This window comes from Nonomuraea thailandensis (assembly GCF_024172165.1).
In the GTDB taxonomy this organism is placed as follows: Bacteria; Actinomycetota; Actinomycetes; order Streptosporangiales; family Streptosporangiaceae; genus Nonomuraea; species Nonomuraea thailandensis.
The window spans coordinates 11,513,142-11,536,740 of sequence record NZ_JAMZEB010000002.1 but is presented as its reverse complement, the minus strand read 5'-3'; the positions used below and the strand labels follow the sequence as shown (position 1 = coordinate 11,536,740).

The following is a 23,599-nucleotide window of genomic DNA, read 5'->3' as shown; positions in this document are numbered from 1 at the left end:
CCCGGCGCACCCGATCCGCCGCGGCCGGGCCTGCGCGCGGGACGCCTTCGGCTAGGGGCCTCCGGCGGCACGGGTGAGCCGGGCGGCCAGCCGGCGCAGGTGCGCGGTGAGTTCGGCCGGCTCGTGCACCTCGAACTCACAGCCGAGCGTCGTCAGCCGGAAGGCCAGCCAGTCGAGGGTGTCGGCGCGCATGCGCACGCGGCAGAGCGCCGCCCCGATCGGGGTGACCTCGCCCAGGCTCCTGAGCGGCTCCGTCGCGGGGGCGTGCACGGTGACGACGGCCTCGTAGACAGGCGCCGACGAGTACAGCTTGTCCGCCACGTACGCGGCCGCGTCCCCGGCGGGCGGCTCGCGCGGCGTGATCCTGGCCCCCGTGGGGTGCAGCTCGCCGATGCGGTCGATGCGGAAGATTCGCCAGTCGTCGCGGTCGAGGTCGTGGCCCAGCAGGTACCAGCGCCGGCCGGCCGCCACCAGCCGATGCGGATCCACCAGGCGCCTGCTCGTGGCGCCGTCGTTCGCCCGGTAGGTGAACCGCACCCGCTCCCCGCCCGTCACGGCCACCGCCAGCGCGGTGAGCCGGCCGGGATCCACCTGCGGCCCGTCGAGCGCGGGCATGGGCACGGTGGCGCCGCCCAGCGACCTGACCCGGTGGCGCAGCCGCGCGGGCAGGACCTGCTCCAGCTTCGCCAGGGCCCGCACCGACGCCTCCTCTATGCCCTGCACCGGATGCCGGGCGGCGGTGGACAGGCCGACGGTGATGGCCACCGCCTCCTCGTCGTCCAGCAGCAGCGGAGGCATGGCCGCGCCCGCGACCAGCCGGTACCCTCCCGCGGCCCCCATAGTGGCCTCGACCGGGTAGCCGAGGTCGCGCAGCCGGTCCACGTCGCGCCTGACGGTGCGGCGGCTGACGCCCAGCCGCTCCGACAGCTCGCCGCCCGGCCACTCGCGCGGGCTCTGCAGCAGCGACAACAGGGTCAGCAGACGGGACTCGCTCATGAACTCCACCATGCCCGACAAGTGGGACAGATCCTGACCTACTTGCGGCCTACCGTCGGTGACACACTTCGTTGGAGGAACCATGTCGATTCCCGAGGGCTACACCACCGTCACGCCCTGGATCATCAACGCCGACACGGACGGCGTCATCCGCTACCTGGAGACCGCCTTCGACGCCGTCGAACTGGGCCGCGTGACGGACGACGAGGGCCGCGTCGGACACGCCGAGGTGCGGATCGGGGACGCGATCGTGATGCTCTTCGACTCCGCGCCCGGCTGGCCGCCCACCCCGGCCTTCCTGCGTCTGTACGTCCCCGACGCCGACGCCGCCCACCGCCGCGCCGTCGAGGCGGGCGGCACGTCGATCACGGAGGTCACCCACCTGTACTGGGGCGACCGGGTGGGCCGGGTCCGCGACCCGTTCGGGAACCTGTGGTGGATCCAGGCCCGGGTCGAGGACGTCCCGGAGGAGGAGCTGGCCCGCCGCATGAGCGACCCGACGTTCGTCAAGGCCATGGAGTACGTCCAGAGCGCCCGCTTCTTCTGATCCCCTGCGCTCGTTCTGTCCCGATCCGCGAACCCAGGAGGCCATTGACCCGTTCTGTCGGTGCCCTTTGCTTGGCTGGGGGCATGACACGCGATGTGATGATCCTCGTCCTCGGTGCCACAGGCTCCACCGGCCGCCGCGTCGCGGAGCAGCTGCGCGCCGCCGGCCACACCGTACGGGGCGCTTCCAGGAGCGGCCAGGCCACGTTCGACTGGTCCGAGCCCGGCACGTGGGAGCCGGCCCTGTCGGGCGCCTCGGCCCTCTACCTGATGGCGCCCGACGGCATCCCGGTCGACCCCGCGTTCGTGGCGCTGGCCGTGGAGCAAGGCGTCGAGCGCATCGTGCTGCTGTCGAGCGGCGCCATCGAGGCCATGGGCGACGAGCGGCTGCTGGCGGCCGAGCGCACCGTGCGCGACAGCGGCGCCGACTGGACGATCCTGCGGCCGAGCTGGTTCAACCAGAACTTCGACGAGGGCTTCTTCCGGCCGGCGATCATGGCGGGTGAGGTACTGATCCCGCTCGGCGACGTGCGCCAGGCCTTCGTCGACGCCGACGACATCGCCGCCGTCGCCGCCACGGCCCTCACGCAGGACGGCCACGCCGGCCGTGCCTACGACCTCACGGGGCCCGGCTCGCTGGCGTTCGGCGAGGCCGTCGAGATCATCGGCCGGGCCATCGGCCGCGACGTGCGTTACCTTGGCGGCGACGAGGACTACATCGCCGCCAACGGCTTCTCCGGCGAGTCGATCCACGCGGCCAAGGCGTTCGGCGCCCTGCGCGCCCTCGGCGACCAGCCGGTCGCCGACACGGTGAGCGAGGTGACGGGCCGCCCCCCGAAGTCCTTCGAGGCCTTCGCCGCTCAGGCGGCAGCCCAGGGCGCCTGGCACTGACGCCACGACGGCCTCGTCCCGGTTTCACCTCGGCCCGGCCAGCCGCCTGATCAGCGCCACCGCCTCGTCCAGCAGGCCCACCTCGTGCGCGGTGAGCCCCCGGTCGGCGGCGCGCCGGGCCCGGGCGTCGTCGAGCGGCCCGCCCGGGTCCAGGTCCTCGCCCAGCGCCCCTGTCAGGACGGTGACCAGGGCCCGCGCCGCCTGCGCCAGGTCGCTCTCGCCGTCCACCGCCGCCTGCGCGAGGATCAGTGCCGACAGGGCGCAGTCCAGCGCGGGCCGCCCCTCCCTGGCGTTGCACCAGTCGATCACCACAGGCCCGTCCGGCGTCAGCATCACGTTGTCGGGATGCAGGTCCAGGTGCAGGATCCGATCACGGGGATCGCGGGACACCCTGGCCGGGACCCGGTGCAGCCGTCGCAGCAGCGCGGCGAGGGTGCGGCCCGCCTCCTCGATCCCGATCTCCCCGGCCAGCAGGGCGTGCAGCATCGTGGGCCCGGACAACCGTCCCATCACCAGGTCGGTGGCGCCGCTCTCCCCGGGGAAGACCTCCGGCACGGGATACCCGTGCGCGGCCACATGCGCCATGATCTCCAGCTCGCGTCCGGCGTCGGCGGCGACCCGGTAGCGGCGCAGCACCCGCCCGTCGCCGATCGCGTACACGTCGGCGCTGCGCCCCGTACCCACCAGCTCCCCGAGCTCCATGCCCTCAACCTACGCGGCCACGGCCCGATCCAGCTCGGCGAGATCGTCGGCGTGCTCGCGGGCCATCGTCTCCGCCAGCTCCCGCGCCGCCGCCGCGCCGCCAGAGTCCCGTTCACCGTTCGCGACCAGCACGAGCTGCCCCAGATGCGCCCGCAGCAGCTCGGCGAAACGCCGGTCGAAGGCGCCGTCACGCAGCCCGGCCAGGCTCTTCAGGTCCTCCGCCGTGGGCATGCCGGGCATGTCATGCCGCGTGTGCGGGTTCTCACCGGTGATCCCGGCCTCGGCGAGCAGGGCCCGCAACCGGCCGCGGCCCGCCTCGTGCGCCTCGCCGAGCCGTACGGCGAGGCCGGCCAGCGATCGGCTGGCCGCACGTCGCGGCGCGAGCTCCAGCAGGGGCAGGGCCCGCGCGTGCAGGGCGTCGGAGAGCTGCAACCACGCCACGTCGGTCGTGGTGAACGCGCCGGAGGAGGAGGCGCCGGACGTCGGCGTCCCGGCGTCCCGTCCGGCGGAGGAGCACCCCGCCAGCACGGCGACCACCAGCAGGAACGTGAACCACCGCAGCACCGCCATGACCGCCCTTCCACGAGGGGATACGTCCGGACGGGCACACCCGCCCGGACGTACCCGGCACCTACGAAGGACGCCCGTCGGCGCCGCACTTGATGATCGGCCGGATGCAGTCACGCACCCGCCGCTCCATCTCGGCCGCCGGCCAGGCGTTGAAGAAGTCGCCGTGCATCGTGAACCCGCCGCCCGACGACAGCCGGAAGCGGGACGGATCCCCGCTCACCGGGTACCGGATCACCTGACGCAGCTTCGGCACCGCCACGGGATGCGTGCCCGGGCACGCCCCCGCCACCGGGTAGGCCATGTGGCTCTTGTGGTCGGCGGAGTCCAGGTCCCGCCCGTTCCAGCACTGCGGGAAGTCCAGGTACGACTCCAGCATGGTGCCCGACGGGCAGTTCACGAAGTCCTTGGAGGCTCCCACGTGCCCGGCGTGCAGGCACGACCACCGGGAGATGGTCGTGCTGTCGGGCCCGGTCGCCCTGGCGTTGCCCGCCACGATCCGCAGCCCCAGCGGGAGCGGCTGGATCCTGGCGATGATGTCGTCCCGGACTCCTTCCCCGAGGTAGTAGAACGTGACGATGGCCGGCTCCACCGGGACGCCGTCCCGGTAGAGGGTCGGCACCCAGTACGACGACTTGTCCACGGCCGGGTTGCAGTTGGTGGCGCCGTTGAGCAGGTCGTTGAGCTGGGTGTGGGCGTTGGTCACACGGCTGCCGAAGAAGCTGTGCATGTGCGAGGCGCCCGGCAGGCCGGGGAAGACGATCGGGTCGTCGGGCAGCCGATGGCTGAACGGGCAGTCGGCGAGGAACTCCGCCACCCGTACGGGCGCGGCCGCGGCGGGCGCCGGAGCGGCCACCACGAGCGTGCCGAGCAGCAGGGACAACAGGGCTAAGATCCGCATGGCGGCTCCCTTGACGCGGGTCACCGGTAGACCCGCACGTAGTCGACGAGCATCCGTGACGGGAAGGGCGTGGCGGCGTCCGGCGGCCCCGGCCAGTCGCCGCCCACGGCGAGGTTGAGGATGATGTAGAAGGGGTGGTCGAAGATCCAGGGGCCGCGCGTCTGCTCCACCTGGTCCTTGCTGATCGTGAACACCGTCCGCCCGTCGAGCGTGTAGACGATGCCCTCGCTGTCCCAGTCGGCGGCCCAGACGTGGAAGTCGTCGGAGTAGTCGGCGCCGCCCGGCAGCGTGTACGGAGCCCCGACGCCGCCACCGCCGTTGTAGGCGGGCGCGTGCACGGTCGAGTAGGACGTCTTCACGTCCTTGCCGAGGACCTCCATGATGTCGATCTCGCCGTTGTACGGCCACGGCCGCCCGGTCAGGAAGTCGGCCCCCATCATCCAGAACGCCGGCCAGAGCCCGTTGCCCTTGGGCACCCTGATCCGGGCCTCGACGCGGCCGTAGGTGAAGTGGAACTTCGTCCCGGTGTTCATCCTGGCGGAGGTGTACTGGCAGGTGGTGCTGCCGGTGAGCGGGTCGGGCGGGCAGGCGGAGCCCGGCGTGGCCTGTTTGCGGGCCTCCATGACCAGGTGCCCCTGGCCGTCCATGGCGGCGTTGCCGTGGTCGGTGTAGTACTCCAGCTCGTTGTTCGGGCCGGTGCCGGGGTCCGCCCGCCACTTGGCGGCGTCGGGCCTGGCGCCGGCGGCGCCGTTGAACTCGTCGCTCCACACCAGGGCCGGCGGGTCGGCGGGGTCCGCGGGCGGGGCGGGCGGGGTGGTGGGGTTGCCGCCGGTGCCGTACACCTGGAACTCCCACAGGCTGTAGCCGTAGGGGCCGGCTCGCTGGGTGCCGTACATGCGGACGTAGCGGCCGGTGCCGCTGACGTTCAGCGTCTGCTTGAAGCCGGTGCCGCCGGTGGTGCTGTAGACGGTGGTCCAGGTGCTCGCGTCAGGAGAGGTCTGGATCTGGAACGACCTGGCGTAGGCCGGGTCCCACTGCAGCACGACCTTGCTGATCTGCGCGGTCGCGCCCAGGTCCACCTGGATCCAGCCCGGGTCCGACCACGCCGCCGTGGCCCACCTGCTGGCGGGGTCGAGGTCGAACGCCCTGGCCGGGGTGCACTCCCAGCAGTTCCCGTCGTGCTGGGAGCTGGACGCGACGCCGGGCTTGCCGTACGACAGCAGCCGCTCGCCGCCGGAGCTCCCGGCGCCGTACACCTTGAACTCCCACAGGCTGTAACCCCACGGGGTGGCGCGCTGGGTGCCGTGGACGCGGACGTACCGGCCGCTGCCGGACACGGCCAGGGTCTGGTTCCCGCCGGCGCCGGCGGCGGTGGAGTGGAGGGTGCTCCAGGTGGCTCCGTCGGTGGACGCCTGCACCTGGAAGGCGGTGGCGTAGGCGGCCTCCCAGCTCAGCTCGACCTGGCTGATGGCGGCGGTCGCGCCGAGGTCCACCTGGATCCACTGCGGGTCGGAGAACGCGCTGGACCAGCGGGTGCCGGGGTCTCCGTCCACGGCGGCGGAGGCGGGGAAGGCCGCGGCGCTCTCGGTGGAGGAGGCGGTGACGGGCCTGCCCTGGGACAGCAGCGGGTCGGCGGCGTGGGCGGGCGGCGCCGACATCAGTGGCACGGTGACGACGAGGGCGGCGAACGCCGCGAGACGGCGTAAGAGTGGGGTCACAACGTCTCCGTCAAACTGGGGGCTGTTTGGAGGGAGCGCTCCCTGAGAAGGAGAGTGCTCGCACAGCCACCTTCTGTCAAGGTGCCGGTTAAACCTCGACGACGCAGCAGGCGGCGCTCCCTTGGGCCGTGGAGCCGATTTTCCCACTCGGGACCGCCCTTGACTTGACTGTCTTCCAGCCTCCCCAAGGGAGCGCTCTCTCAATCACGCGCCGGATCGGCCGTCACCCGGCGACGACAGGCGGACCTGTTGATCGGCGAGCGTACGAAAGTGCACCATCTGGCCACCGGCGCCGGCACCGGCGGCCACTACGGGCTCTACCGGTGGGAGATGAGCGCCACGCCGTCAGGAGGAGGGGCACACTTCCACAGGACCTTCTCCGAGTCCTTCTTCAATCCTGAACGGAACGGTGAGCCTGTACGACGGCGAGACGTGGACCGACCTCTGCAGGCGCCACGACCAGTACATGGTCTGACCGCGGCCCCCGCACGACCTCGGACGGGGCCGGCGAGCGTCGAGCCGCTCGACCGGCCGCCGCTCAGCCCTTGACGCAGATGAGCTGCCGCAGGTGCGCGACCACCTGCACCAGATCCGTCTGCGCCGCCATCACGGACTCCAGATCCTTGTACGCGCCCGGGATCTCGTCCAGCACCCCGGAGTCCTTACGGCACTCCACGCCCGCCGTCTGCGCCTCCAGGTCCTTGACGGTGAACGTCTTCTTCGCCTTGTTCCGGCTCATCTTCCGCCCGGCCCCGTGCGAGGCCGAGTTGAACGCCGCGGCGTTGCCCAGACCCTTGACGATGTACGTCCCGGTGGCCATCGAGCCCGGGATGATCCCCAGGTCCCCGGAGCCGGCCCGGATCGCGCCCTTCCTGGTCACGAGCACGTCCACCCCGTCGTACCGCTCCTCCGCCACGTAGTTGTGGTGGCAGGAGATCGGCTGGTCGAACGTGACGTCAGGCAGGTGCCGCCGCAGCACGTCGCACACCAGCCCCATCATCAGCGCCCGGTTGCGCCGCGCGTAGTCCTGCGCCCAGAACAGGTCGCGCCGGTAGGCGTCCATCTCCGGCGTACGGCCGAGGAAGACCGCCAGGTCCCGGTCCACCAGCCCCTGGTTGTGCGACAGCCCGCGAGCCACCCCGATGTGGTGCTCCGCCAGCTCCTTGCCGATGTTGCGCGACCCGGAGTGCAGCACGACCCACACCCAGCCCTCGTCGTCCGCGCAGACCTCGAGGAAGTGGTTGCCGCCGCCGAGCGTGCCCATCTGCACCTCGGCCCGCTCGCGCCGCGCCTTCACGGCCGGCGCCAGCTCGTCGAAGCCCTTCCAGAACTGCGCCCACCCGGCCGTCTTCATCCCGGACACCTCGCCCGGATCGACCGGCCGCTTGTGGTGCCCGAACCCGACCGGCACCGCCTGCTCGAGCCTTCCGCGCAGGTAGGCCAGGTTGTCGGGGAGCCGAGCAGCCTGGTACGACGTCTTCACGGCCGTCATCCCGCACCCGATGTCCACGCCGACGGCCGCGGGCGAGACGGCGTCGCGCATCGCGATGACCGAGCCCACCGTCGCGCCCTTGCCGTGGTGCACGTCCGGCATGACGGCGACACCGTGCACCCACTCGAGGTTCGCCACGTTGCGAAGCTGCTGCATCGCCTGCGGTTCGACCGTCTCCGGCTCCGCCCACATCCGCAGCGGTCGCCGCGTTCCGGTCACCTCGTTGTACGTCATCTCGTATCGCCTCCTCCCGGTCACACTCCGAACGCGATCAATCAGGCCAGACTTCTCATACCCCCCGCAACCGATTTAGCGTCAGTTGCCGTACTGCGTGGTCTCCGGCTTCTCCACCAGGAGCGCGTGCGCCGGCTCGTCCGCCACCGGCCGGTGCCGCAGGCCGCGCGGCACGACGAAGACGTCCCCGGGCGTCATGACGACCGGCTCGCGCCCCTCCAGCTCCAGCCGGAACGTGCCGTCCCAGCACAGGAACAGCTCGTCCTCGTCGTGGTAGTGCCAGGGGAACTCGCCGTGGAGCTGGGCCAGCCGCACGACCGCGTCGTTCACCACGGCGAGCTGCCGCTGCTGCCAGGGGCCCGGCAGCGTCCCGATGACCTCGGGGACCGACACTGCGGCGCTGATGTCGACAGACATGATCGTTGCCTCCTCGATACGTTGGACAGCTCCATCAAATCGACCCGAATGGCCCGGCCACAGAGCCAATCTCGCTAAATTGGTTCGCCTCTCGGACCAATCGGCTCGCGTCCACGGCCGGAACCCGGCGTTGACCTCCTCGATCACCCGCCGGTTCTCGCCGGCCAGGCTCAGGTCCGCCTGGACGACACCGCTCCGGGCAGCGCCTTGGCCGCGTCCCTGCCCACGACGGCGAGCGCGTCGCCGCGCTCCGGGTACGTGCGGGCCGGCGCCCGCCCCACCCCGTCGGTGCCGCCGGTGACCACCAGCGTCCTCATGCGTGCGCTCCTTCTCGTACGGGCTCCGGCGCGCTGACCTTGCCCGGCAGGAGCGGGACGAGGGCCAGGACGACCAGGTTGGAGACCACGGCCAGCCAGAAGACGCCGCGCAGCCCGGCGATCGGGTCGTCGGCGGTCTGGACGACCAGCGTCACCAGGGCGACGCCGAGCGCCGCATCGACAAGCGGCAGGCGATCCTGGAGGGCGCGTTCACGGTGTTCGCGCGGGAGGGTTACGCGCAGGCCTGCGTGCAGTCGATCGCCCGCGAGGCCGGGGTCGCCAAGCCGACGGTCTACAACCACATGACCGACAAGGCGACCCTGTTCAGGCACGCCATGGAGGCCGCCGCCCGCGACATCCTGGACATCGTCCAGGAGAGCGGCCCCGACCGGCTCAACCAGGCGCTCGCCGACCGCCTGGCCCGCCTCGCCCTGGCCGGCCGCCTGCGGGCCGCGGATCCGGACCTGGCGGCCGAGCAGTTCCTGGCCCTGCTCCTCGGCCCGCTGGAGGCCCGCACTCAGCTCGGCACCCGCCAGTTGCAGGACGCGGAGCTGCGGACGATGGCCGTCGCCGCCGTGGACGCCTTCGTACGAGCCTGGGGCGCCCGGTAACCAACACGCATGGCGAAATCATGCCGACAAGACCCGTTGTCACTGGTAGCCAAGGGATATAGTCTGCCGCGTGTGGTAGAACGAGACGACTACGCGGCCATCCGCGATCGGATCATCGGGCTCTCCCATCTCCACGGCCTGCGCTGCGACTGGGCCGAGACGACCAGGCGGCAGCGGTTCCTGTTGCTGTGGGACGCCGAGGGCCGGGTCGCCGCCCGCGCGATCGTCCCGCTCTATCCCGGGGAGACACCGCACCTGGTGGACACCCTCGAGCGAGGGCTGGCGCACCTGTTCGGCGACGGCTGGCTGAAGGACTGACTGGAGCACCCATGACCGCAGACCGCGTCGACGTCCACGTCACCATGGCCGGCAACCTCTGGCTGGCCCAGGTGGACGGCGTGGCCGGCGGCATGTCCGCGCGCACGCTGCGGGAGCTGCACGCGGACGTGGCCGAGGGGCTCCCGTTCCTGTTCGGCGACCGGGACCGGCCGCCGGCGCCGGTCTTCCACTACACGCTGCCCGGCCTGTCCGAGCAGGATCTCGACGACTTCGCCGCCCTGCAGCGCCAGGCGGCCGCGATCGCCGAGGACTACACGCGGACGCTGAAGAAGCGCGTCAAGCACATGCACGAGCTGGGGCTGTCCGACGGCGACATCGGCGAGCTGCTCGGCCTGACCAAGCAGCGCATCCAGCAGATCCGTACGAACGCCAACGACGAGGCCCGCCAGAGCGGCTGACGAGCCCTCCCCATCAGGAGGCGGCGGGATCGCCGTCCGTCCAGCCCGCCTCGATCAGCGCGTTGGAGCTCCAGACCGTGCCCGGCTCGAACCCCGCCTGCAGCCCGCCCGGCTCCACCACCACGTACTCGCTGGCCAGCGCCCGCCCGGTCGCCTCGTCGAAGACCAGCCGGTTCTCCGAGACCCCGCCCCTCTCGTAACGCTCCTCCACCGACACGGCCGTGCCCTGCCGCCCCTCGGCGTCGGTCACGTTCTCGGCGACCCTCACCTCATCGAGCCCCGCCAGCATGCGGAACGCCGCCCCCCGCACCTCCGGCGTCACCGGCATGTCCATGATCAGCCCCACGCTGACCTTGAAGAGCCACGCGTCCCCCGACATCTTCTCGCTGGTGGACTCGGTGCCGTGCCCCGCGTAGGAGGCCATCAGCCACTTCTTCAGCGCGCCGGGCTCGCTCGGCAGCCCGCGCAGCTCCTTCATGGTCACGTTCCTGCCGAGCCAGAACACCTTGTCGCCGTCCACGAGCGGGGTGTGGCTGGTCGTGGCCCTCCCCTCGGACGTGGACAGGGTCATCCGCCCGTACGCGCCCTTCCCCCTGCCCTTGCCCGGGACGACGACCTCGATCTCGGACGGCGCCCCGGCCCGCTCCCAGGCCGTGCGGTCCGCCTCGGTGGCGGGCCCGGCCCCGAGCCGCCGGCTGCTGGCCCACTGGTCGCCCCCGGTGGCCTCGGGCGTCCACCCCTCGTTGCGTGAGGCGTCCATGACCAGGTAGCCGCCGTTCCTGGCCGCGTACAGGTGCCTGCTCACCGTCACGCTCCGCCACCAGTCACCGCTGCCCTCGGGCTGCCGGTCGGCCTTCTCCGCCGCGGCCAGCAGCACGTCCCGCGCCGACAGCCGCACCCGGGGCGCGCCCGTTCCCGCGCTCGCCGCCACCTGCCCGCCGTCGGTCGCCCGCGGCGTCGTCGGCGCCGCGCCGCTCCCCGACATGACCACCGCCACCGCCGTGACGGCGGCGGCCGCCGCCCCTGCCAGCCCCAGCCCCCACGCGGGCCTGCTCCGCCGCCTCCTGGAGGGCTGCGGCCTGGGCCTCGCCATGGCGCGGGCCAGCTCCACGGCCCTCGTCGCCTCGTCCACCTGCCGGTCGCCGAGGTGCGCGGGCCTGGCGGCCCGAAGCTCGTCGATGGGGTTCATGACCACTCCTCGCTGAGGTTCCGTACGTGGGTCCTGGACCGCTCGGGGACGCGCCCTTCCGGCTCCGCCTCCATCGCCTGCCTGAGCCGCTTGCGCGCCCGATGCAGCCGTACGCGGTACGCCGCCGACGAGCAGCCGATGACCTTGGCGGCCTCCTTGGGCGTCAGCCCGTGCCAGGCGACGAGGACGAGGATCTCCCGATCGTCCTCCTGCAACGCGGCCAGCGCGCGCAGCACCCCCATCCGCTCGGTCACCTGCTCGGCCACGTCCCCCTCGGTCCAGGCCCGCAGCTCGGCGGCCAGCGCCTCCCGCCGCAGCTCCGCACGCACGTTGTCACGCAGCACGTTCCTGGCGACCCCGAGCAGCCACGGCAGCGCCGGCTCGGGCACGTCGTCCAGCCGCCGCCAGGCGATGGCGAACGTCTCGCTCACCACCTCGTCCGCCACCTGCCGGCCCGCGCGGCTGACCACGTAGGCCCACACGCGTTGCCGGCATTCGTCGTACATGCCGGTGAACCGGTGCGCATCATCCGTCACCGCCCAGCCCCTTCGTTCGGGATGCGTCGTTCTTCTGACACCAGGAAGTGGTCCGAGCCCTCCCGTTGTTACGCACCACCCGAACTTCTCCAGCGCGATGACGCCGATCTCGTGCTGGGCCCGCCCCTGTCGGATCCCCTTACCGGTCGGCTCTCCCCAGCAGGTGCGGCGCGTACCTCTTGACGGCGTCCAGGAGCTGGCGCCGCGTCGGGTTGACCATCGGCCTGTCCGCCACCGTCACGGTCGGCACCGTCTCGAAGCCGTTCGCGACCGAGCGCACGAACGCCGCCGCCTTCGGGTCCTTCCAGATGTTGACGTTGCGGTAGCGGAGCCGGGTGAAGAGCAGGCTGAGGCGTAGCTTCATGCAGTACGTGCACATCGGCCGCCAGTAGAGGACGACCTCGTCGTCGCTTGCCACCATCGTTCCCACCCCAATCGTCGGTTGCCTGGGCCGCAGGGGAGCGTACGCGACGAGTCCGGCTCCTCCTGTAGGGTGGTGGCCGGTCGGAACGCCCATGGACAACGTAGGCGACCGACGTGACCGGGACGTAGCGCAGCTTGGTAGCGCACTTGACTGGGGGTCAAGGGGTCGCAGGTTCAAATCCTGTCGTCCCGACCAGATCGATGCTGGTCGGTGAGGGTGTCACCATGTCGGTGGCACCCTTTTTCGTCGGACGGATGCGCGAGGCGCGTTCATCGGCGACGATCAACGCATGGTGGTGACCACGAACCCCGGTGAGGCCGGCCCCGCCGGCCGCGTCGAAGTGCCGACGGAAGCGTCCGCGGGGTCATGAGATACACGATCATCGGATGCGGGCACGTCGGGCTGGAGCTCGCCCGGCGCTGGGCCAGGGCCGGGCACGCCGTCACCGGCACCACCACCACACCTCGACGCGTCCCCGAGCTGCTGAAGGTCTGCGCCGAGGCGGTGGTCCTGCGCGGCGCCGACCAGGACGCCGTCGCCCGCGCCGCCGAGGGCGCCGACGCCGTGGTGCTGACCGTGAGCCCCCGCCTCGGCAGAGCCTTCGACGCCGCCTCGCGGGTCGCCGAATACGCCGACACGCTCGTCGCCAGTGCCCGCGCCGCCGTCTCCGCGCATCCGCGCGTCGTCTTCACCAGCTCAGGCTCCGTGTACGGCAGCGGCAGCGGCCCCCGGATCGACGAGAGGGTCCCCACCACCGGCGATCCGGACGCCTCCCCGCGTTCCTTCGTGGCGGCCGAGCAGGTGGTGCTGGGCTCGCCCGGCGGGGCGGTGCTGCGGATCCCCGACGTGTACGGCCATCCGGGTGACCTGGACTATCCGGCTCGGGTGCGGTTCGCGCACGAGCGGCTGGGTGGGAGCGTGCCGTTCGCGGCGGAGGCGTTGCTCTACCGGATCGACTACCGGGATGCGGCCGCTGCCCTGGACTTCGTCGTGACCGAAGGGCTGACCGGTGTCTACAACGGCTATCCCGACGCGGTGACACCGCCCGCGAACGCCGAGTTCTTCGGCGCGATCTGTGCCGCCGAGGGGCTGCCTGAGCTGACGTACCGGGGCGAGATCCGCATGCCCGAGGTGCCGGTCAGCTCGGCCCGGTTACGGGGGCTCGGCTTCCGGTTCGAACGCTGACGCCACCGCCCGCCCGGAAGGCGCCGCTGCACGCGCGGACGACGCCAGGGCGCGGCCGACGATTCTGCCGAAGGCCAGTGCCGGTGTCAGGCACATGCCCGAGCAGAACGCGTTCCCGTTGACCGCCGCCGACCCGATGACCTCCCCGACGGCGTACAAGCCTGGCACGACCCGCCCGTCGGCCCGGCGTACCCGCAGGCACTCGTCGACGTCCACGCCGGCGAACGTGATGAGCGTGACGGGATGGTTCTCGATCGCGTAGAAGGGCGGCTCGGCGATCGGGGCAGGCAGATGACGCCGTCCGAAGTCCTCGTCCAGACCGCGTGCCACCGCCTCGTTGTAGCGCCGCACCTGCGCGGACAGCCCGTCGCCCGAGATGCCGGCGGCGGCGGCCAGCTCGGCCACGGTGGCGGCCCGGTGCAGCCCCCGCCGCCGCCCGCAGGCCTCCTCCAGTTCGGCCGGGCTCCATCCGTGCACCATGGGCCGCGACTCGCGCAGCGCCGCCGCGTCGAACACCATCCAGAACGTCATCTGCTCGATCCGGATGAGCGCCCGCTCCTTGCGGTCGAGGCTGGGGTCGTCCTCGGCGACCCAGCGGCGCCCGTGGCGGTCGACGTAGACCTCCCACGGCGGCCGTTCCTGGGCCACGAGCTGCGGCCGGTGCAGCCAATCCACGCGCGGGTCGCCGTCGTCGTGCGGCGGCAGCCCGCCGAACGTCGGCAGGTAACGGCCCATCCCCTGCAGGCCCGCGCCGGCCCGGAGCGCCATCAGCAGCCCGTCGCCCGTCGAGGTGGGCGCTGCCGAGGTGACCAGCGGAGCGCCCTCCAGCTCGGCGAACAGCTCGGGCGCGAACCCGAACCCGCCCGTCGCCAGCACCACGGCCGGCGCCCGCCACTGCCGCCCGCCGTCACCTGTGACACCCACCACGGCCTCGCCCTCGGTCACCAGATCCGCGACAGCCGTCCCGCACCGTACCTCGACCAGCCCACCGGCCGTGTGCGGCGCGAGCAGCCGCCGCAACGCCGCCAGCACGGCGGGCCCTCCAGGTGTCTCGGCGGCGTGCACGGTACGCGGAACCGTGTACGGCTCGTGCCCGTACACGATGCGCGGCGTCGAGGGAGCGGCCCTGAAGCCCGCCTCGAACAGCCACTCCAGCACCGCGGGCTGCTCGGCCAGCGACAGCCGGATGAGGGCCTCGCGCCCGGTCCCCCGGTTGATCCGCACGATGTCGGCGTAGTGCCGTTCAGGGTCGTCGTCGATGCCTCGCGCGCGTTGCGCGGAGAATCCGCCGGCCGACAGGTGCCCGCCCGAGTAGGGCAGCGCACCGCCGACTTCGCCGGCCTTCTCCAGGACGAGCACCCGCGCCCCGCCACTCGCAGCGGCGATGGCGCAGGCCAGACCGCCGGGCCCGGCTCCTACGACGATCACGTCCCAGGCCATCTGCCACCTCCCGAATGGAAACAATGTTTCCCTCCTGAGGTCTGCGGTCAAGAGCGCATTTGACAGCTCGTACGGCTAACCGCTAGCTATGAGCTAACCGTTAGGGGGATGCCGTGCAGGACGCAGTGCTGGCGATGCTCGCCAAGGAGCCGTCGCATGGGTACGGCCTGCGCGCCCGGCTGCGCCAGAGCCTGGGCCCGCTGGGCGAGTCGATGAACCCCGGCCAGATCTACGTGACCCTGTCCCGCCTGGAGAAGGCCGGGCTCGTCGTCTGCGAGCGCGCGGACGGCCTGCCCGAGCGGCCGGACCGCAAGGTCTACGCGCTGACGCCGGCCGGGCAGCAGCGGGTGGCCTCGTGGCTGACCGAGGTGGGCTGGCCCAAGCCGGACCAGGCGGAGTTCCATCTCAAGCTCGTCGCGGCGGCCGCGGCCCGGCTCGCCGACCCGGTCGAGCTCGTGGCGGCGCAGCGCCGCGAGCTGCTGCGCCGCCTGCGCGAGGCGCAGCACGCGATCCTGGCCGAGCCGGCGGGCTCGAAGGCCGTGCTGCTGCTGGAGGGCGTCGTGCTGCGGCTGCGGGCGGACCTGCGCTGGCTGGAAGCCTGCGAACGGGCCTGGTCCAGGGCCGACGACCCGCGGGCCGACGACCTCCGGGCCGACGACCTCCGGGCCGACGAGCCGTGGGCCGACGACAGAGTTGAGGATGTGTGAACGAGTCGAGTGCCGTGGTCCGGGTCCGCGACCTGGTGAAGGAGCACGGTCAAGGGGAGAGCCGCGTCCGGGCGGTCGACGAGGTCGGCCTGGAGGTGCCCGAGGGGCAGATGCTGGCGGTGATGGGGCCGAGCGGCTGCGGCAAGTCGACCCTGCTGCACCTGCTCGGCGGCCTGGAGCGGCCCACTCGCGGGGAGGTGTGGCTGGCCGGGCAGCGCATCGACACCTTGAGCGAGCGTGCTCTGGCGCGCATGCGGCGCCGGTCGACGGGGTTCGTCTTCCAGGCCTTCCACCTGGTGGAGGAGCTGTCGGCGGCGGAGAACGTGGAGCTGCCCGCGCTGCTGGCCGGCCGTTCGCCACGGGAGGCCAGGCGACGCGCGAGCGTCCTGCTGGAACGGGTCGGGCTCACCGGCCGCGCCCGGCACCTGCCCTCCGAGCTGTCCGGCGGGCAGCGCCAGCGGGTGGCCATCGCCCGCGCGCTGGCCAACGAGCCGCTGGTGGTCCTGGCCGACGAGCCGACCGGCAACCTCGACAGCGCGGCCACCCTCGACGTGCTGAGGATCTTCGAGGAGCTGCGTTCCGCAGGGCAGACCCTGGTCATCGTCACGCACGACGAGCGGGTCGCGGCCACGTCCGATCGGCTGGTGTCCATGCGCGACGGGATGTTCGTCGACGACACCAGCCTGGCCGGCTCCCACCCGCGCGGGCTCGGCGGGCTCATCGGGCTGGAGGGCTGAACGGCATGGGCTCCCTCGTGCTCGTCGCACGCCTGGTGCTCGCCGACGTGCGCCGGCACCGGGCCCAGGCCGGGATGCTCCTGCTCGCGGTCACCATCGCCACCGCCACCCTGGCCATGGGCCTGTCCCTGAGCGGGACGAGCCGGACCCTGTACGAGCAGACCCGCGCGGCCACCGCCGGGCCCGACGTGGTGGCCCTGTCCGGCGACACGGGCCCCGCCGTGACCTCGGCCCTGACCGCGCTGGCGGACGACCCCGACGTGGTCGGCCACCACGGCCCCTACCGCATCGTCTACGCCGGCCTCACCACGCGCGACGCCACGTCGTCCCCCGTGGTGGTGCACGGCCTCGCCGAGAAGCCCGGCGCGCTCAACCGGCCGCTGGTGACCTCGGGCCAGTGGGTGCGCCCCGGTGGCGCCGTCCTCGAACGCGGCTTCGCCACCGCGCTGGGCGTCGGCGTCGGCGACCGCGTCACCATCGCCGGCCGCCCGTACCCCGTCGTCGGGATCGCCGTGACCGCCGCCACCTCCATCTATCCCTGGGCTGCCCAGATCGGCCCGGGCGGGGGCCCCAGCGACTACACCGGCCTGGCCTGGATGACCCGGCCGGACGCCGGCGCGCTGGCCTCGTCCCAGGATCTGCCCGTGACGACGGCCCTGGACCTCAAGCTGCGCGACCCGGCCGCCACCGAGGCCTTCCGCGAGGCCCACCGCGGCTCCGACGTCAAGATCAACTTCCACTCCTGGCAGTTCAAGGCCGAGCAGGACGCCGTCATCCTCAGGGGCACCCAGCCGATCCTGGTCCTCGGGAGCTGGCTGCTCAGCTTCCTGGCCGTCACCGGGGTGGCCGCGCTGGCCACCGGCCGCGCCGTCCAGCAGACGCGCCGGGCCGGGCTGCTCAAGGCCGTCGGCGCCACCCCCGGCCTGATCGCCGCCGTCCTGCTCACGGAGTACCTGGCCGTGGCGCTGCTGGCCGACGTGCTCGGGCTGGTGATCGCGCGCCTGGCCGTGCCCGTCGTCGCCAGCCCCACCGCCAGCAGGATCGGCGACGTCGGCGGGCCGACCGGCTCCGTCATCGCCGCGACGACCGTCCTCGCCGTGGCGGTGGCGGTGCTGTCGGCCCTGCGTCCCACGCTGCGCGCCCTGCGCACCGCCACCGTCACCGCGCTGGCCGACACCGCCCACCGGCCCCGGCGCCGCCCGTGGCTCACCGCGCTGTCGGCGCTGCTGCCCACGCCGTTCCTGCTCGGGCTGCGGCTGACCGCCCGCCGTCCCGGCCGGGCCGCGCTGCAGGCGTGCTCCACCGCCACCACGCTGATCGCCCTCACCGGCCTGCTGTCCCTCTCCCTCCAGCCGCAGCGCGGCTACGGCCTGAACGGCTCCACCGCCCTGCCGAACCTGCGGGCCGAGAACGCCGGCCACCTGCTGATCGTGGTCTCCGCCCTGCTGATCGCGCTGGCCGTCGTGAACACCCTCACGTTCACCTGGACCACGGCGATGGAGGCCCGGACGAGCATGGCCGTCGCACGGGCGCTCGGCGCCACCCCCGGGCAGGTCACGGCCGGGTTGTCCATCGCCCAGCTCCTGCCCTGCGTGCCCGGAGCCATCGCCGGCGTCCCGCTGGGCATCGGCGTGTTCACCGTCTTCAGCGCCAGGAACGCGGTCATGGCGCCGTCCTCCGTGATGTTCCTCGCCGCGTTCGCCACCCTCCTGGTGACGGTGGCGCTCACCGCCCTGCCCGCCCGCCTGGCGGCCCGCCGGTCCGTGGCGCGGGCCCTCAGCGCCGAGGCCGCCTGAGCCGGCTCACGGGGCGTGGCCGCGCAGAACCTTGACGACCTGTTCCCGGGCCTGCTCCAGACCGACGCCCAGGGCCGCCGTCCCGCCCTCGTGGAGGAGGCCGAGCAGGAGATGCTCGGTACCGACATACCGGTGCCCGAGCTCGGCCGCCTCCTGACGGGCCAGCTCCGTGAGCCGGCCGAGGCCGGCGCTCACGGCCGGACCGCGCGTGCCGCCGGGGTCCACCCCGAGGCCGGCGAGCGTGGTGACGGCCACGCCCTCGCCCAGGCACGCCAGGGCCGCCAGCAGGTGATCACCGGTGGCCTCGTCATGGCCCCGCGCCGTGGCCTCCTGCTCGGCCAGCTCCAGGACCCGCCGGGCGCGAGCCGTCAGCAGGCGCTCCAGGGGCTGGCGACGGTTCCTCTTCCTCAGCATGCGGCCTCCGTCCGGACGGGCACCAACGAGAGTACGGAAAGCACCCGGCAGAAGGGACAGAGGCGATGGAGAGAGTCGTGTTCGTGGACTGGCATGGCGTGCTGTCCTGCGACCCCTGATGGGCGTCCATCCGCGACGAGCCCCGGCACCCGCTGCACGCACCACTGGTGGACGGCCTGGCGTCGGTCTTCGCCGGCGAGCAGGCGCACGCCTGGATGAGAGGCGAGCCCTGTGCTGGAAGATGGGCAACGACGACCTCACGGGGGTCGCGACCCTGCTGAGCCGATGGCTCGACGCGCCCGCCGCCCGGACGGCCCCTCCGCTCGTACCTGGGCCAGGCGATCGCTAGCGAGCAGCTCACAGCCAGTCGTGTTCACGCGCGTACCGCGCCGCCTCGTGCCGGGTCCGGGTCTGGGTCTTCTGCATCGCGCTGGAGAGGTAGTTGCGCACCGTACCCTCCGCCAGGTGGACCCGGACGGCGATGTCGGCGACCGAGTAACCCTCGCCGGCCACTCGCAGCACGTCGAGCTCGCGGTCCGTGAGCGGGCAGTCGTCGATGATGGCGAGGGCGGAGACGTCCGAGTCGATCCAACGCTTGCCCTCGTGCAGGGCCTTGATGACCGAGACGATGTGCGCCGGTTCGGCGGACTTGCTGACGAAACCCTGCACCCCGAGCTTCAGCGCCCTGCGCAGCACGCCGGGCCTGGCATGGCGGGTCAGCATCAGGATCACCTGCTCGGGCCGCTCCCGGCGGATCTCCGCGACGGCGCCGAGCCCGTCCACCCCGGGCATCTCCAGATCGATGACGAGCACGTCGGGCCGGTGCCGCAGCGTGGCCTGGACGGCCGCCTGGCCGTCCTCCGCCTCGGCGAGCACGGTGATCTCGCCCTCCAGAGGGAGCAACGACGCCAGCGCCTTGCGCAGGAGAACCTCGTCATCGGCGAGCACCACAGTGGTCATCGGTCGTCCTTCCATGATCTAGAGGGCGGGGTCCGAGCGACCGTGCGGGAAGGCCGCGGCGGTCAGGAACCGGCCGTCCTCCTGCTCCACCGTAAGCTCCCCTCCGTTGGCCACCACGCGTTCCCTCAGCGTGGCGAGTCCCCGCAACTCGGGCGGCGGGGACCCGCGCGCGCCGTCGTTGACGATGGCGATGCCCGACCTCGACAGGGCGATGCGTACCCGCGTGGCCTGCGCGTGCCGCAGGATGTTCGTCGTCGTCTCGCGCAGGACCTGGCCGAGCAGTTCGCCTGCGCGGGGGTCGACCTCGCCCTCACGCTCGACGACCACATGGATGTCTGCGGCCTCGAAGAGGTTCTTGGCGTTCTCCAGCTCCGCGGACAGGTTGAGCCGCCGCTGCGCGTAGGCGAGCTGCTTGGTCTGGGCGATGGTGTCGCCGACCAGCGCGTGGATCTCGCGCAGCTCCTGCTCGGCTCGATCGGCGTCGGTACGCACCAGCTTCTGCGCCAGTGCCACCTTCAGCTTCACGACGTGCAGCGTGTGACCCTGGATGTCGTGCAGATCGCTGGCGAACCGCATGCGTTCGCGGACGACGGCCAGCTCCGCCTCGCGCTCCCGTGCCTCCTCCAGGTCCGCGACGACGGCGTAGAACCTCTGGTTGGGGAACATCAGCCCGGTCACGACGGCGGTGATGCCCGCCGGGATGATGACGTATCCGAGGAGAACGCCGGAGACGTCGTCCTGGGTCACCAGCAGTCGCGCCGCGCCCACCGCGGCCACGTAGGCGGTCAGTCCCAGGGCCGCCAGGCCTCGGTGGCGGGGTAGCTGGGAGATGACGAGAGGGCCCACGATCGAGACGCCGTAGAACGCGGCGCTGCCGTCCATCGCCAGCGCGCCGAAGGCCCAGACGGCCGCCGCGACGACCAGGCACGGGAGCGCGACGCGGGAGATGTCGCGGGCCGCCCACCGGATGAACGCGACCAGGGCCGCGACCACGCCCAGCGCCAGAACCACGGCCTCCCCCGCGGTCCGCGCATCGACGGCCACCACCAGCGTCCCCATGGCGACGAGCAGGGGGAGGAACATGACCAGATTGAGGTCGCGCAGCCGTCCCCATGCCCTCGGGGCACGCTCCGGCCCGGCGCCCTCCTCCTCGCGGGTCATCCGTTCCGTTCCAGCACGTTCGTCGCCGGGCAGGTGGCCGGGACAGCGGCCGGAGCGATGCTCAGCGGGACGGTTTCCATGTGTGGGCGTGCTCCCCGAGGCAGGACAGCAGAGTCTGTCCAGTATTTTCACCGTTCCCGTGATGGCACCAGTGACACCGCGTCATGGCTTCGCCCGCGGGGGCGTCATGGTGAGGTCGTGACGCGGGGCCACTGACGGGTGAGTGCGGCAACCGGTGGAATCGGCTGAGATCACGAGAGCGAGGGGCTCATCACCATGTCGCCCGATCACGTTCACCACCCCCGCAGACCCACGTCCGCCGAGATCACGCCGCCGGCACCGCCGGGCCGGCCCGAGATCGTGGTCGCAATGCTCGCGCTGACCCCCGCCGCGTCCGTGGTCGTGCTCTTCGGCCCGCTGGGGCTGGACCCGGTGGTGTACGGGCTGATCGTGGCCGCCTGGTCGGGCCTCGCCGGCCTCGTCGGCTTCGCCGCGGCGGCGCTCGTACGCATCCGCTCACCGAGCGCCTTCAGTGTGCGCCGCACCACCCTGCGCTGGATGCTCATCGGCGTGGCGGCAGGCGCGGTCGCCCTCGTCCTCAAGGGTTTGCTGAACTACGCCGTCATCGCCCTGACCGGGTTGGACACCGACCCGCAGGGCATGTACTACGACGCGGCCGGCGGCGGCGTGCTGCCCCTGATCCCGACGATCCTGTTCCTCGCCGTCCTCACCCCGATGGGCGAGGAGCTCCTCTTCCGCGGTGTCCTCGCCAACGCCCTGCTGCGTTACGGGCCCGTCGTCGGCCTCCTGGGCAGCTCGTTGGTCTTCGCCCTCTTCCACGGCGTCAACATCGTCCTGCCCTCGGCCCTCGTGGTGGGCATCGCCGCAGCGGAGATGATGCGCCGCAGCGGGTCCATCTGGCCCGCGGTGGCCGTGCATGTCGTCAACAACCTGGCGCTGCCGCTGCTGGTGCTCCTCACCGGGACGGCTGGACCGGGAACGGCAGGCTGACCGCCCCTCCGACAGAGCCGGCGCGTTTCACACCCGCAGAACGGTGACCTGGCGGCCGGACGGCGTGGCCGCCTGCTCGAAGGCGCCCCGTTCCTGCCACGGCGGGGCCTCGGGGCGGCGGTCGAAGATCACCAGCACGCCGGTGGAGAGGGTGAGGCGGTCGAGGTAGCGGTCGAGCTGGGCCAGGCCGTCGGGCAGGGGGTCGTTCTCGCCTGCCCGCCAGACCTTCAGCTCCATCGCCTCGCGTTGCATCAGCCGCCGGCCGTCGGGGCCGGGGTAGGGCCAGCGAACCAGGACGTCCAGGCGTTTGGTGCCGGCGGCGTACTCGCGGTCGAGGTAGCCGCCGCCGTTGACCAGGCGGTGCAGGAAGGCCATCAGGATGATCTGGCAGGCCGCCTCGTGGTAGCCCTCTTGCTGGATGAGCACCTCGCCGTGCTCGCGCCAGAACACCACGAACTCCCGTAGCAGGCGCGGCAGGTCGAAGCGGCCGTCAGGGAGCACGAAGCTGTGCGGGTCGGCGTGGATGTTCTGTTCCGTCAGGTCGCCCAGCACGCGCAGGATGACCTCCCGGTAGATCGGGTTGGCCACCTGCGGCGGAGGCTTCTGGGTGATCAGGCCGAGATCGCGGACGTAGGACAGGTCGTCGGAGTTGCCGCGGTCGGTGTAGGAGCCACCGGCCACGATCGGTTCCATGACCCGCTTGACCCGGGGCTCGTGCAGCCGGGCCGCCAGGGAGTCCAGGTGGGTGGCGCGTGCCCGGATCAGCCGCTCCTTGGCGTCCTCCACCGGCTCAGCGGTGATGGTGCCGGTCACCCTCATCTTGATGGTCATCTCATGGGCGACGGCGTTGACCAGCCATGGCTGGCCCTGGGTCAGCTCGAAGACCCGGTCCACCGCGTCCTTGGTGAACTTCTGGCCGGTCGCCTCGGTGTGCTGGTCGTAGAGCTCGGCGATCTCGTCGGCGGTGAAGTCGCCCAGGCGCAGCGACTCGGCGACGATGTTGAACGGGCTGGCCGGGTTCGAGCCGCCGGCTTGGCCGCCCGAGGCGACCTTGTAGTCACGCACGTCGCGCAACCCGCACAACACCACCGAGGCGGGGAACGGATGGCCCTCCGGCCGCGCGTTGTGGCCGTCGCGGAGCTGGCTGAGGATGCTGACCAGGCTGTTGCCCTGCAGGGCGTCGATCTCGTCCATGAACAGCACCACCTGGCGCGGACAGCGGCGGCACCACGCGCTCAGCGCGGAACCGAACCGGCTGCCCGGCGTGACCTCCGGCCAGGAAGCCGGCGGCAGCAGCTTCTTCGGCCAGCCCGACCGTTCCGCGGCCTCGCGGAGGGAGTCCAGCAGAAGCGATTCCGCGGCGCCGTAGTCGTCGCCGGCCGACTTGGCGCGCTCGCAGGAGAACATCAGAGCGGCGAGATCGCCCTCGGCGGTCAACTCGGAGGCCAGCATACGCAGCGTGGTCGTCTTGCCGGTCTGCCGGGGCGCGTGCAGCACGAAGTAGCGATCCATCTCGATCAGCACCCGCGCGTCGGGAAGCCGCGGCGTCGGAGGCACCATGTAGTGGCGTCGCGGGTCGCACGGGCCGGTGGTGTTGAACGACATCGCTGGGGGTTGTCGCATGATCACATTCTGTCACATGTGCCTGCGCGCCCGCGACATGAATGGGCGACGCTGGAGGCTCCCGGAACACACCAGCCTGAGCCCGTACGTCCAGGCAGTTGTCCACCTCACCGTGCGGCCTCCGGCCCTGCCACTGCTGGCGCTCCGCAACGGAAGGCGGCCGGGAGTGGCTACGGGCCGGCCCACTGTTCAGCGACCAGGGTTCCTCGCACGGGCAACCAACTCTGGGACTCCCACCGGTCGGGGTGGGCATCGACGGCCCACCGCCTCCACGGGCAACGGGTAGG

At 72.3% G+C, this 23,599-nt stretch carries 26 protein-coding genes and 1 tRNA gene; 11 read left to right on the top strand and 16 right to left on the bottom strand.

Annotated elements, in window-relative coordinates:
* Positions 1-51: 51 nt before the first annotated feature.
* The gene (locus HD597_RS57775; RefSeq protein WP_308210991.1) at positions 52-1,008 is read right to left on the bottom strand and encodes a helix-turn-helix transcriptional regulator; all 957 of its coding nucleotides are present in this window, start codon (positions 1,006-1,008) and stop codon (positions 52-54) included.
* 70 nt (positions 1,009-1,078) lie between these two features.
* Between HD597_RS57775 and HD597_RS57770 the strand changes: the two genes are divergently transcribed.
* Together HD597_RS57770 and HD597_RS57765 are read left to right on the top strand one after the other, a co-directional pair.
* Positions 1,079-1,543: a VOC family protein gene (locus tag HD597_RS57770; RefSeq protein ID WP_253757237.1), complete on the top strand. Its 465-nt coding sequence runs from the start codon at positions 1,079-1,081 to the stop codon at positions 1,541-1,543.
* An 83-nt stretch (positions 1,544-1,626) separates the two neighbouring features.
* Positions 1,627-2,433: an NAD(P)H-binding protein gene (locus tag HD597_RS57765; RefSeq protein ID WP_253757235.1), complete on the top strand. Its 807-nt coding sequence runs from the start codon at positions 1,627-1,629 to the stop codon at positions 2,431-2,433.
* Positions 2,434-2,457: 24 nt separating this feature from the next.
* Here the strand turns inward: HD597_RS57765 and HD597_RS57760 are convergent, their stop codons facing one another.
* From HD597_RS57760 to HD597_RS57730, 7 genes are all read right to left on the bottom strand, one after another.
* Complete coding sequence (locus tag HD597_RS57760) at positions 2,458-3,135, bottom strand: phosphotransferase (protein ID WP_253757233.1); 678 nt, start codon at positions 3,133-3,135, stop codon at positions 2,458-2,460.
* Between the two features lie 9 nt (positions 3,136-3,144).
* Positions 3,145-3,705, bottom strand: coding sequence for a DUF305 domain-containing protein (locus HD597_RS57755; protein ID WP_253757231.1), 561 nt, complete (start codon positions 3,703-3,705; stop codon positions 3,145-3,147).
* Positions 3,706-3,766: 61 nt separating this feature from the next.
* Complete coding sequence (locus tag HD597_RS57750; RefSeq protein ID WP_253757229.1) at positions 3,767-4,603, bottom strand: DUF1996 domain-containing protein; 837 nt, start codon at positions 4,601-4,603, stop codon at positions 3,767-3,769.
* Between the two features lie 20 nt (positions 4,604-4,623).
* On the bottom strand, positions 4,624-6,321 hold the full coding sequence (locus tag HD597_RS57745) for a discoidin domain-containing protein (RefSeq protein ID WP_253757227.1): 1,698 nt from the start codon (positions 6,319-6,321) through the stop codon (positions 4,624-4,626).
* 538 nt (positions 6,322-6,859) lie between these two features.
* Positions 6,860-8,047 carry an RtcB family protein gene (locus HD597_RS57740; RefSeq protein ID WP_253757225.1) on the bottom strand — a complete coding sequence of 396 codons (1,188 nt, stop codon included), beginning with the start codon at positions 8,045-8,047 and terminating at the stop codon, positions 6,860-6,862.
* An 81-nt stretch (positions 8,048-8,128) separates the two neighbouring features.
* A complete protein-coding gene (locus HD597_RS57735) occupies positions 8,129-8,464 on the bottom strand; it encodes a cupin domain-containing protein (RefSeq protein ID WP_253757223.1) in 336 nt (111 codons plus the stop codon).
* Between the two features lie 170 nt (positions 8,465-8,634).
* Positions 8,635-8,781 carry a hypothetical protein gene (locus HD597_RS57730; protein WP_253757221.1) on the bottom strand — a complete coding sequence of 49 codons (147 nt, stop codon included), beginning with the start codon at positions 8,779-8,781 and terminating at the stop codon, positions 8,635-8,637.
* A gap of 2 nt (positions 8,782-8,783) precedes the next feature.
* On the opposite strand from HD597_RS57730, the gene HD597_RS57725 reads away from it, so the two are divergent.
* The 3 genes from HD597_RS57725 (at position 8,784) to HD597_RS57715 (ending at position 10,129) form a co-directional block, all read left to right on the top strand.
* Positions 8,784-9,392 (top strand): TetR/AcrR family transcriptional regulator, encoded by a 609-nt coding sequence (locus HD597_RS57725; RefSeq protein WP_253757219.1) that lies wholly within the window; start codon positions 8,784-8,786, stop codon positions 9,390-9,392.
* Between the two features lie 72 nt (positions 9,393-9,464).
* Positions 9,465-9,710 (top strand): hypothetical protein, encoded by a 246-nt coding sequence (locus tag HD597_RS57720; RefSeq protein ID WP_253757217.1) that lies wholly within the window; start codon positions 9,465-9,467, stop codon positions 9,708-9,710.
* Between the two features lie 11 nt (positions 9,711-9,721).
* Positions 9,722-10,129, top strand: a complete 408-nt coding sequence (locus tag HD597_RS57715) for a hypothetical protein (RefSeq protein ID WP_253757215.1) — start codon at positions 9,722-9,724, stop codon at positions 10,127-10,129.
* Positions 10,130-10,142: 13 nt separating this feature from the next.
* Here HD597_RS57715 and HD597_RS57710 read toward each other — a convergent pair whose 3' ends face one another.
* From HD597_RS57710 to HD597_RS57700, 3 genes are all read right to left on the bottom strand, one after another.
* Positions 10,143-11,318 (bottom strand): CU044_5270 family protein, encoded by a 1,176-nt coding sequence (locus tag HD597_RS57710; RefSeq protein ID WP_253757213.1) that lies wholly within the window; start codon positions 11,316-11,318, stop codon positions 10,143-10,145.
* On the bottom strand, positions 11,315-11,854 hold the full coding sequence (locus tag HD597_RS57705) for an RNA polymerase sigma factor (protein ID WP_253757211.1): 540 nt from the start codon (positions 11,852-11,854) through the stop codon (positions 11,315-11,317). The genes HD597_RS57710 and HD597_RS57705 overlap by 4 nt, the downstream gene beginning before the upstream one ends.
* A 139-nt stretch (positions 11,855-11,993) precedes the next feature.
* Complete coding sequence (locus HD597_RS57700; RefSeq protein WP_253757209.1) at positions 11,994-12,275, bottom strand: glutaredoxin domain-containing protein; 282 nt, start codon at positions 12,273-12,275, stop codon at positions 11,994-11,996.
* A gap of 121 nt (positions 12,276-12,396) precedes the next feature.
* Between HD597_RS57700 and HD597_RS57695 the strand changes: the two genes are divergently transcribed.
* Both HD597_RS57695 and HD597_RS57690 read left to right on the top strand, forming a co-directional pair.
* Positions 12,397-12,473, top strand: a tRNA-Pro gene (locus HD597_RS57695).
* Positions 12,474-12,644: 171 nt separating this feature from the next.
* Complete coding sequence (locus HD597_RS57690; protein WP_253757207.1) at positions 12,645-13,463, top strand: NAD(P)H-binding protein; 819 nt, start codon at positions 12,645-12,647, stop codon at positions 13,461-13,463.
* Here HD597_RS57690 and HD597_RS57685 read toward each other — a convergent pair.
* Entirely contained in the window at positions 13,431-14,903 is a 1,473-nt protein-coding gene (locus HD597_RS57685; protein ID WP_253757204.1) for an FAD-dependent oxidoreductase, read from the bottom strand. The genes HD597_RS57690 and HD597_RS57685 overlap by 33 nt on opposite strands.
* 113 nt (positions 14,904-15,016) lie before the next feature.
* Here HD597_RS57685 and HD597_RS57680 point away from each other — a divergent pair, with 113 nt between their 5' ends.
* From HD597_RS57680 to HD597_RS57670, 3 genes are read left to right on the top strand one after another with little or no spacing between them, the layout of a single operon-like run.
* Positions 15,017-15,610 (top strand): PadR family transcriptional regulator, encoded by a 594-nt coding sequence (locus HD597_RS57680; RefSeq protein ID WP_253757202.1) that lies wholly within the window; start codon positions 15,017-15,019, stop codon positions 15,608-15,610.
* On the top strand, positions 15,607-16,347 hold the full coding sequence (locus HD597_RS57675) for an ABC transporter ATP-binding protein (protein WP_253757200.1): 741 nt from the start codon (positions 15,607-15,609) through the stop codon (positions 16,345-16,347). Before HD597_RS57680 ends, HD597_RS57675 begins: the two co-directional genes overlap by 4 nt.
* Before the next feature lie 5 nt (positions 16,348-16,352).
* Positions 16,353-18,143, top strand: coding sequence for an ABC transporter permease (locus tag HD597_RS57670; RefSeq protein WP_253757198.1), 1,791 nt, complete (start codon positions 16,353-16,355; stop codon positions 18,141-18,143).
* A 6-nt stretch (positions 18,144-18,149) separates the two neighbouring features.
* Here the strand turns inward: HD597_RS57670 and HD597_RS57665 are convergent, their stop codons facing one another.
* The 3 genes from HD597_RS57665 to HD597_RS57655 form a co-directional block, all read right to left on the bottom strand.
* A complete protein-coding gene (locus tag HD597_RS57665) occupies positions 18,150-18,557 on the bottom strand; it encodes a Clp protease N-terminal domain-containing protein (protein WP_253757196.1) in 408 nt (135 codons plus the stop codon).
* 357 nt (positions 18,558-18,914) lie between these two features.
* Complete coding sequence (locus tag HD597_RS57660; protein ID WP_253757194.1) at positions 18,915-19,517, bottom strand: response regulator transcription factor; 603 nt, start codon at positions 19,515-19,517, stop codon at positions 18,915-18,917.
* Between the two features lie 18 nt (positions 19,518-19,535).
* Complete coding sequence (locus tag HD597_RS57655) at positions 19,536-20,678, bottom strand: sensor histidine kinase (protein ID WP_253757192.1); 1,143 nt, start codon at positions 20,676-20,678, stop codon at positions 19,536-19,538.
* Between the two features lie 369 nt (positions 20,679-21,047).
* On the opposite strand from HD597_RS57655, the gene HD597_RS57650 reads away from it, so the two are divergent.
* A complete protein-coding gene (locus HD597_RS57650) occupies positions 21,048-21,689 on the top strand; it encodes a CPBP family intramembrane glutamic endopeptidase (RefSeq protein ID WP_253757190.1) in 642 nt (213 codons plus the stop codon).
* Between the two features lie 27 nt (positions 21,690-21,716).
* Here the strand turns inward: HD597_RS57650 and HD597_RS57645 are convergent, their stop codons facing one another.
* Positions 21,717-23,312 (bottom strand): ATP-binding protein, encoded by a 1,596-nt coding sequence (locus HD597_RS57645; protein ID WP_253757188.1) that lies wholly within the window; start codon positions 23,310-23,312, stop codon positions 21,717-21,719.
* Positions 23,313-23,599 lie beyond the last annotated feature (287 nt).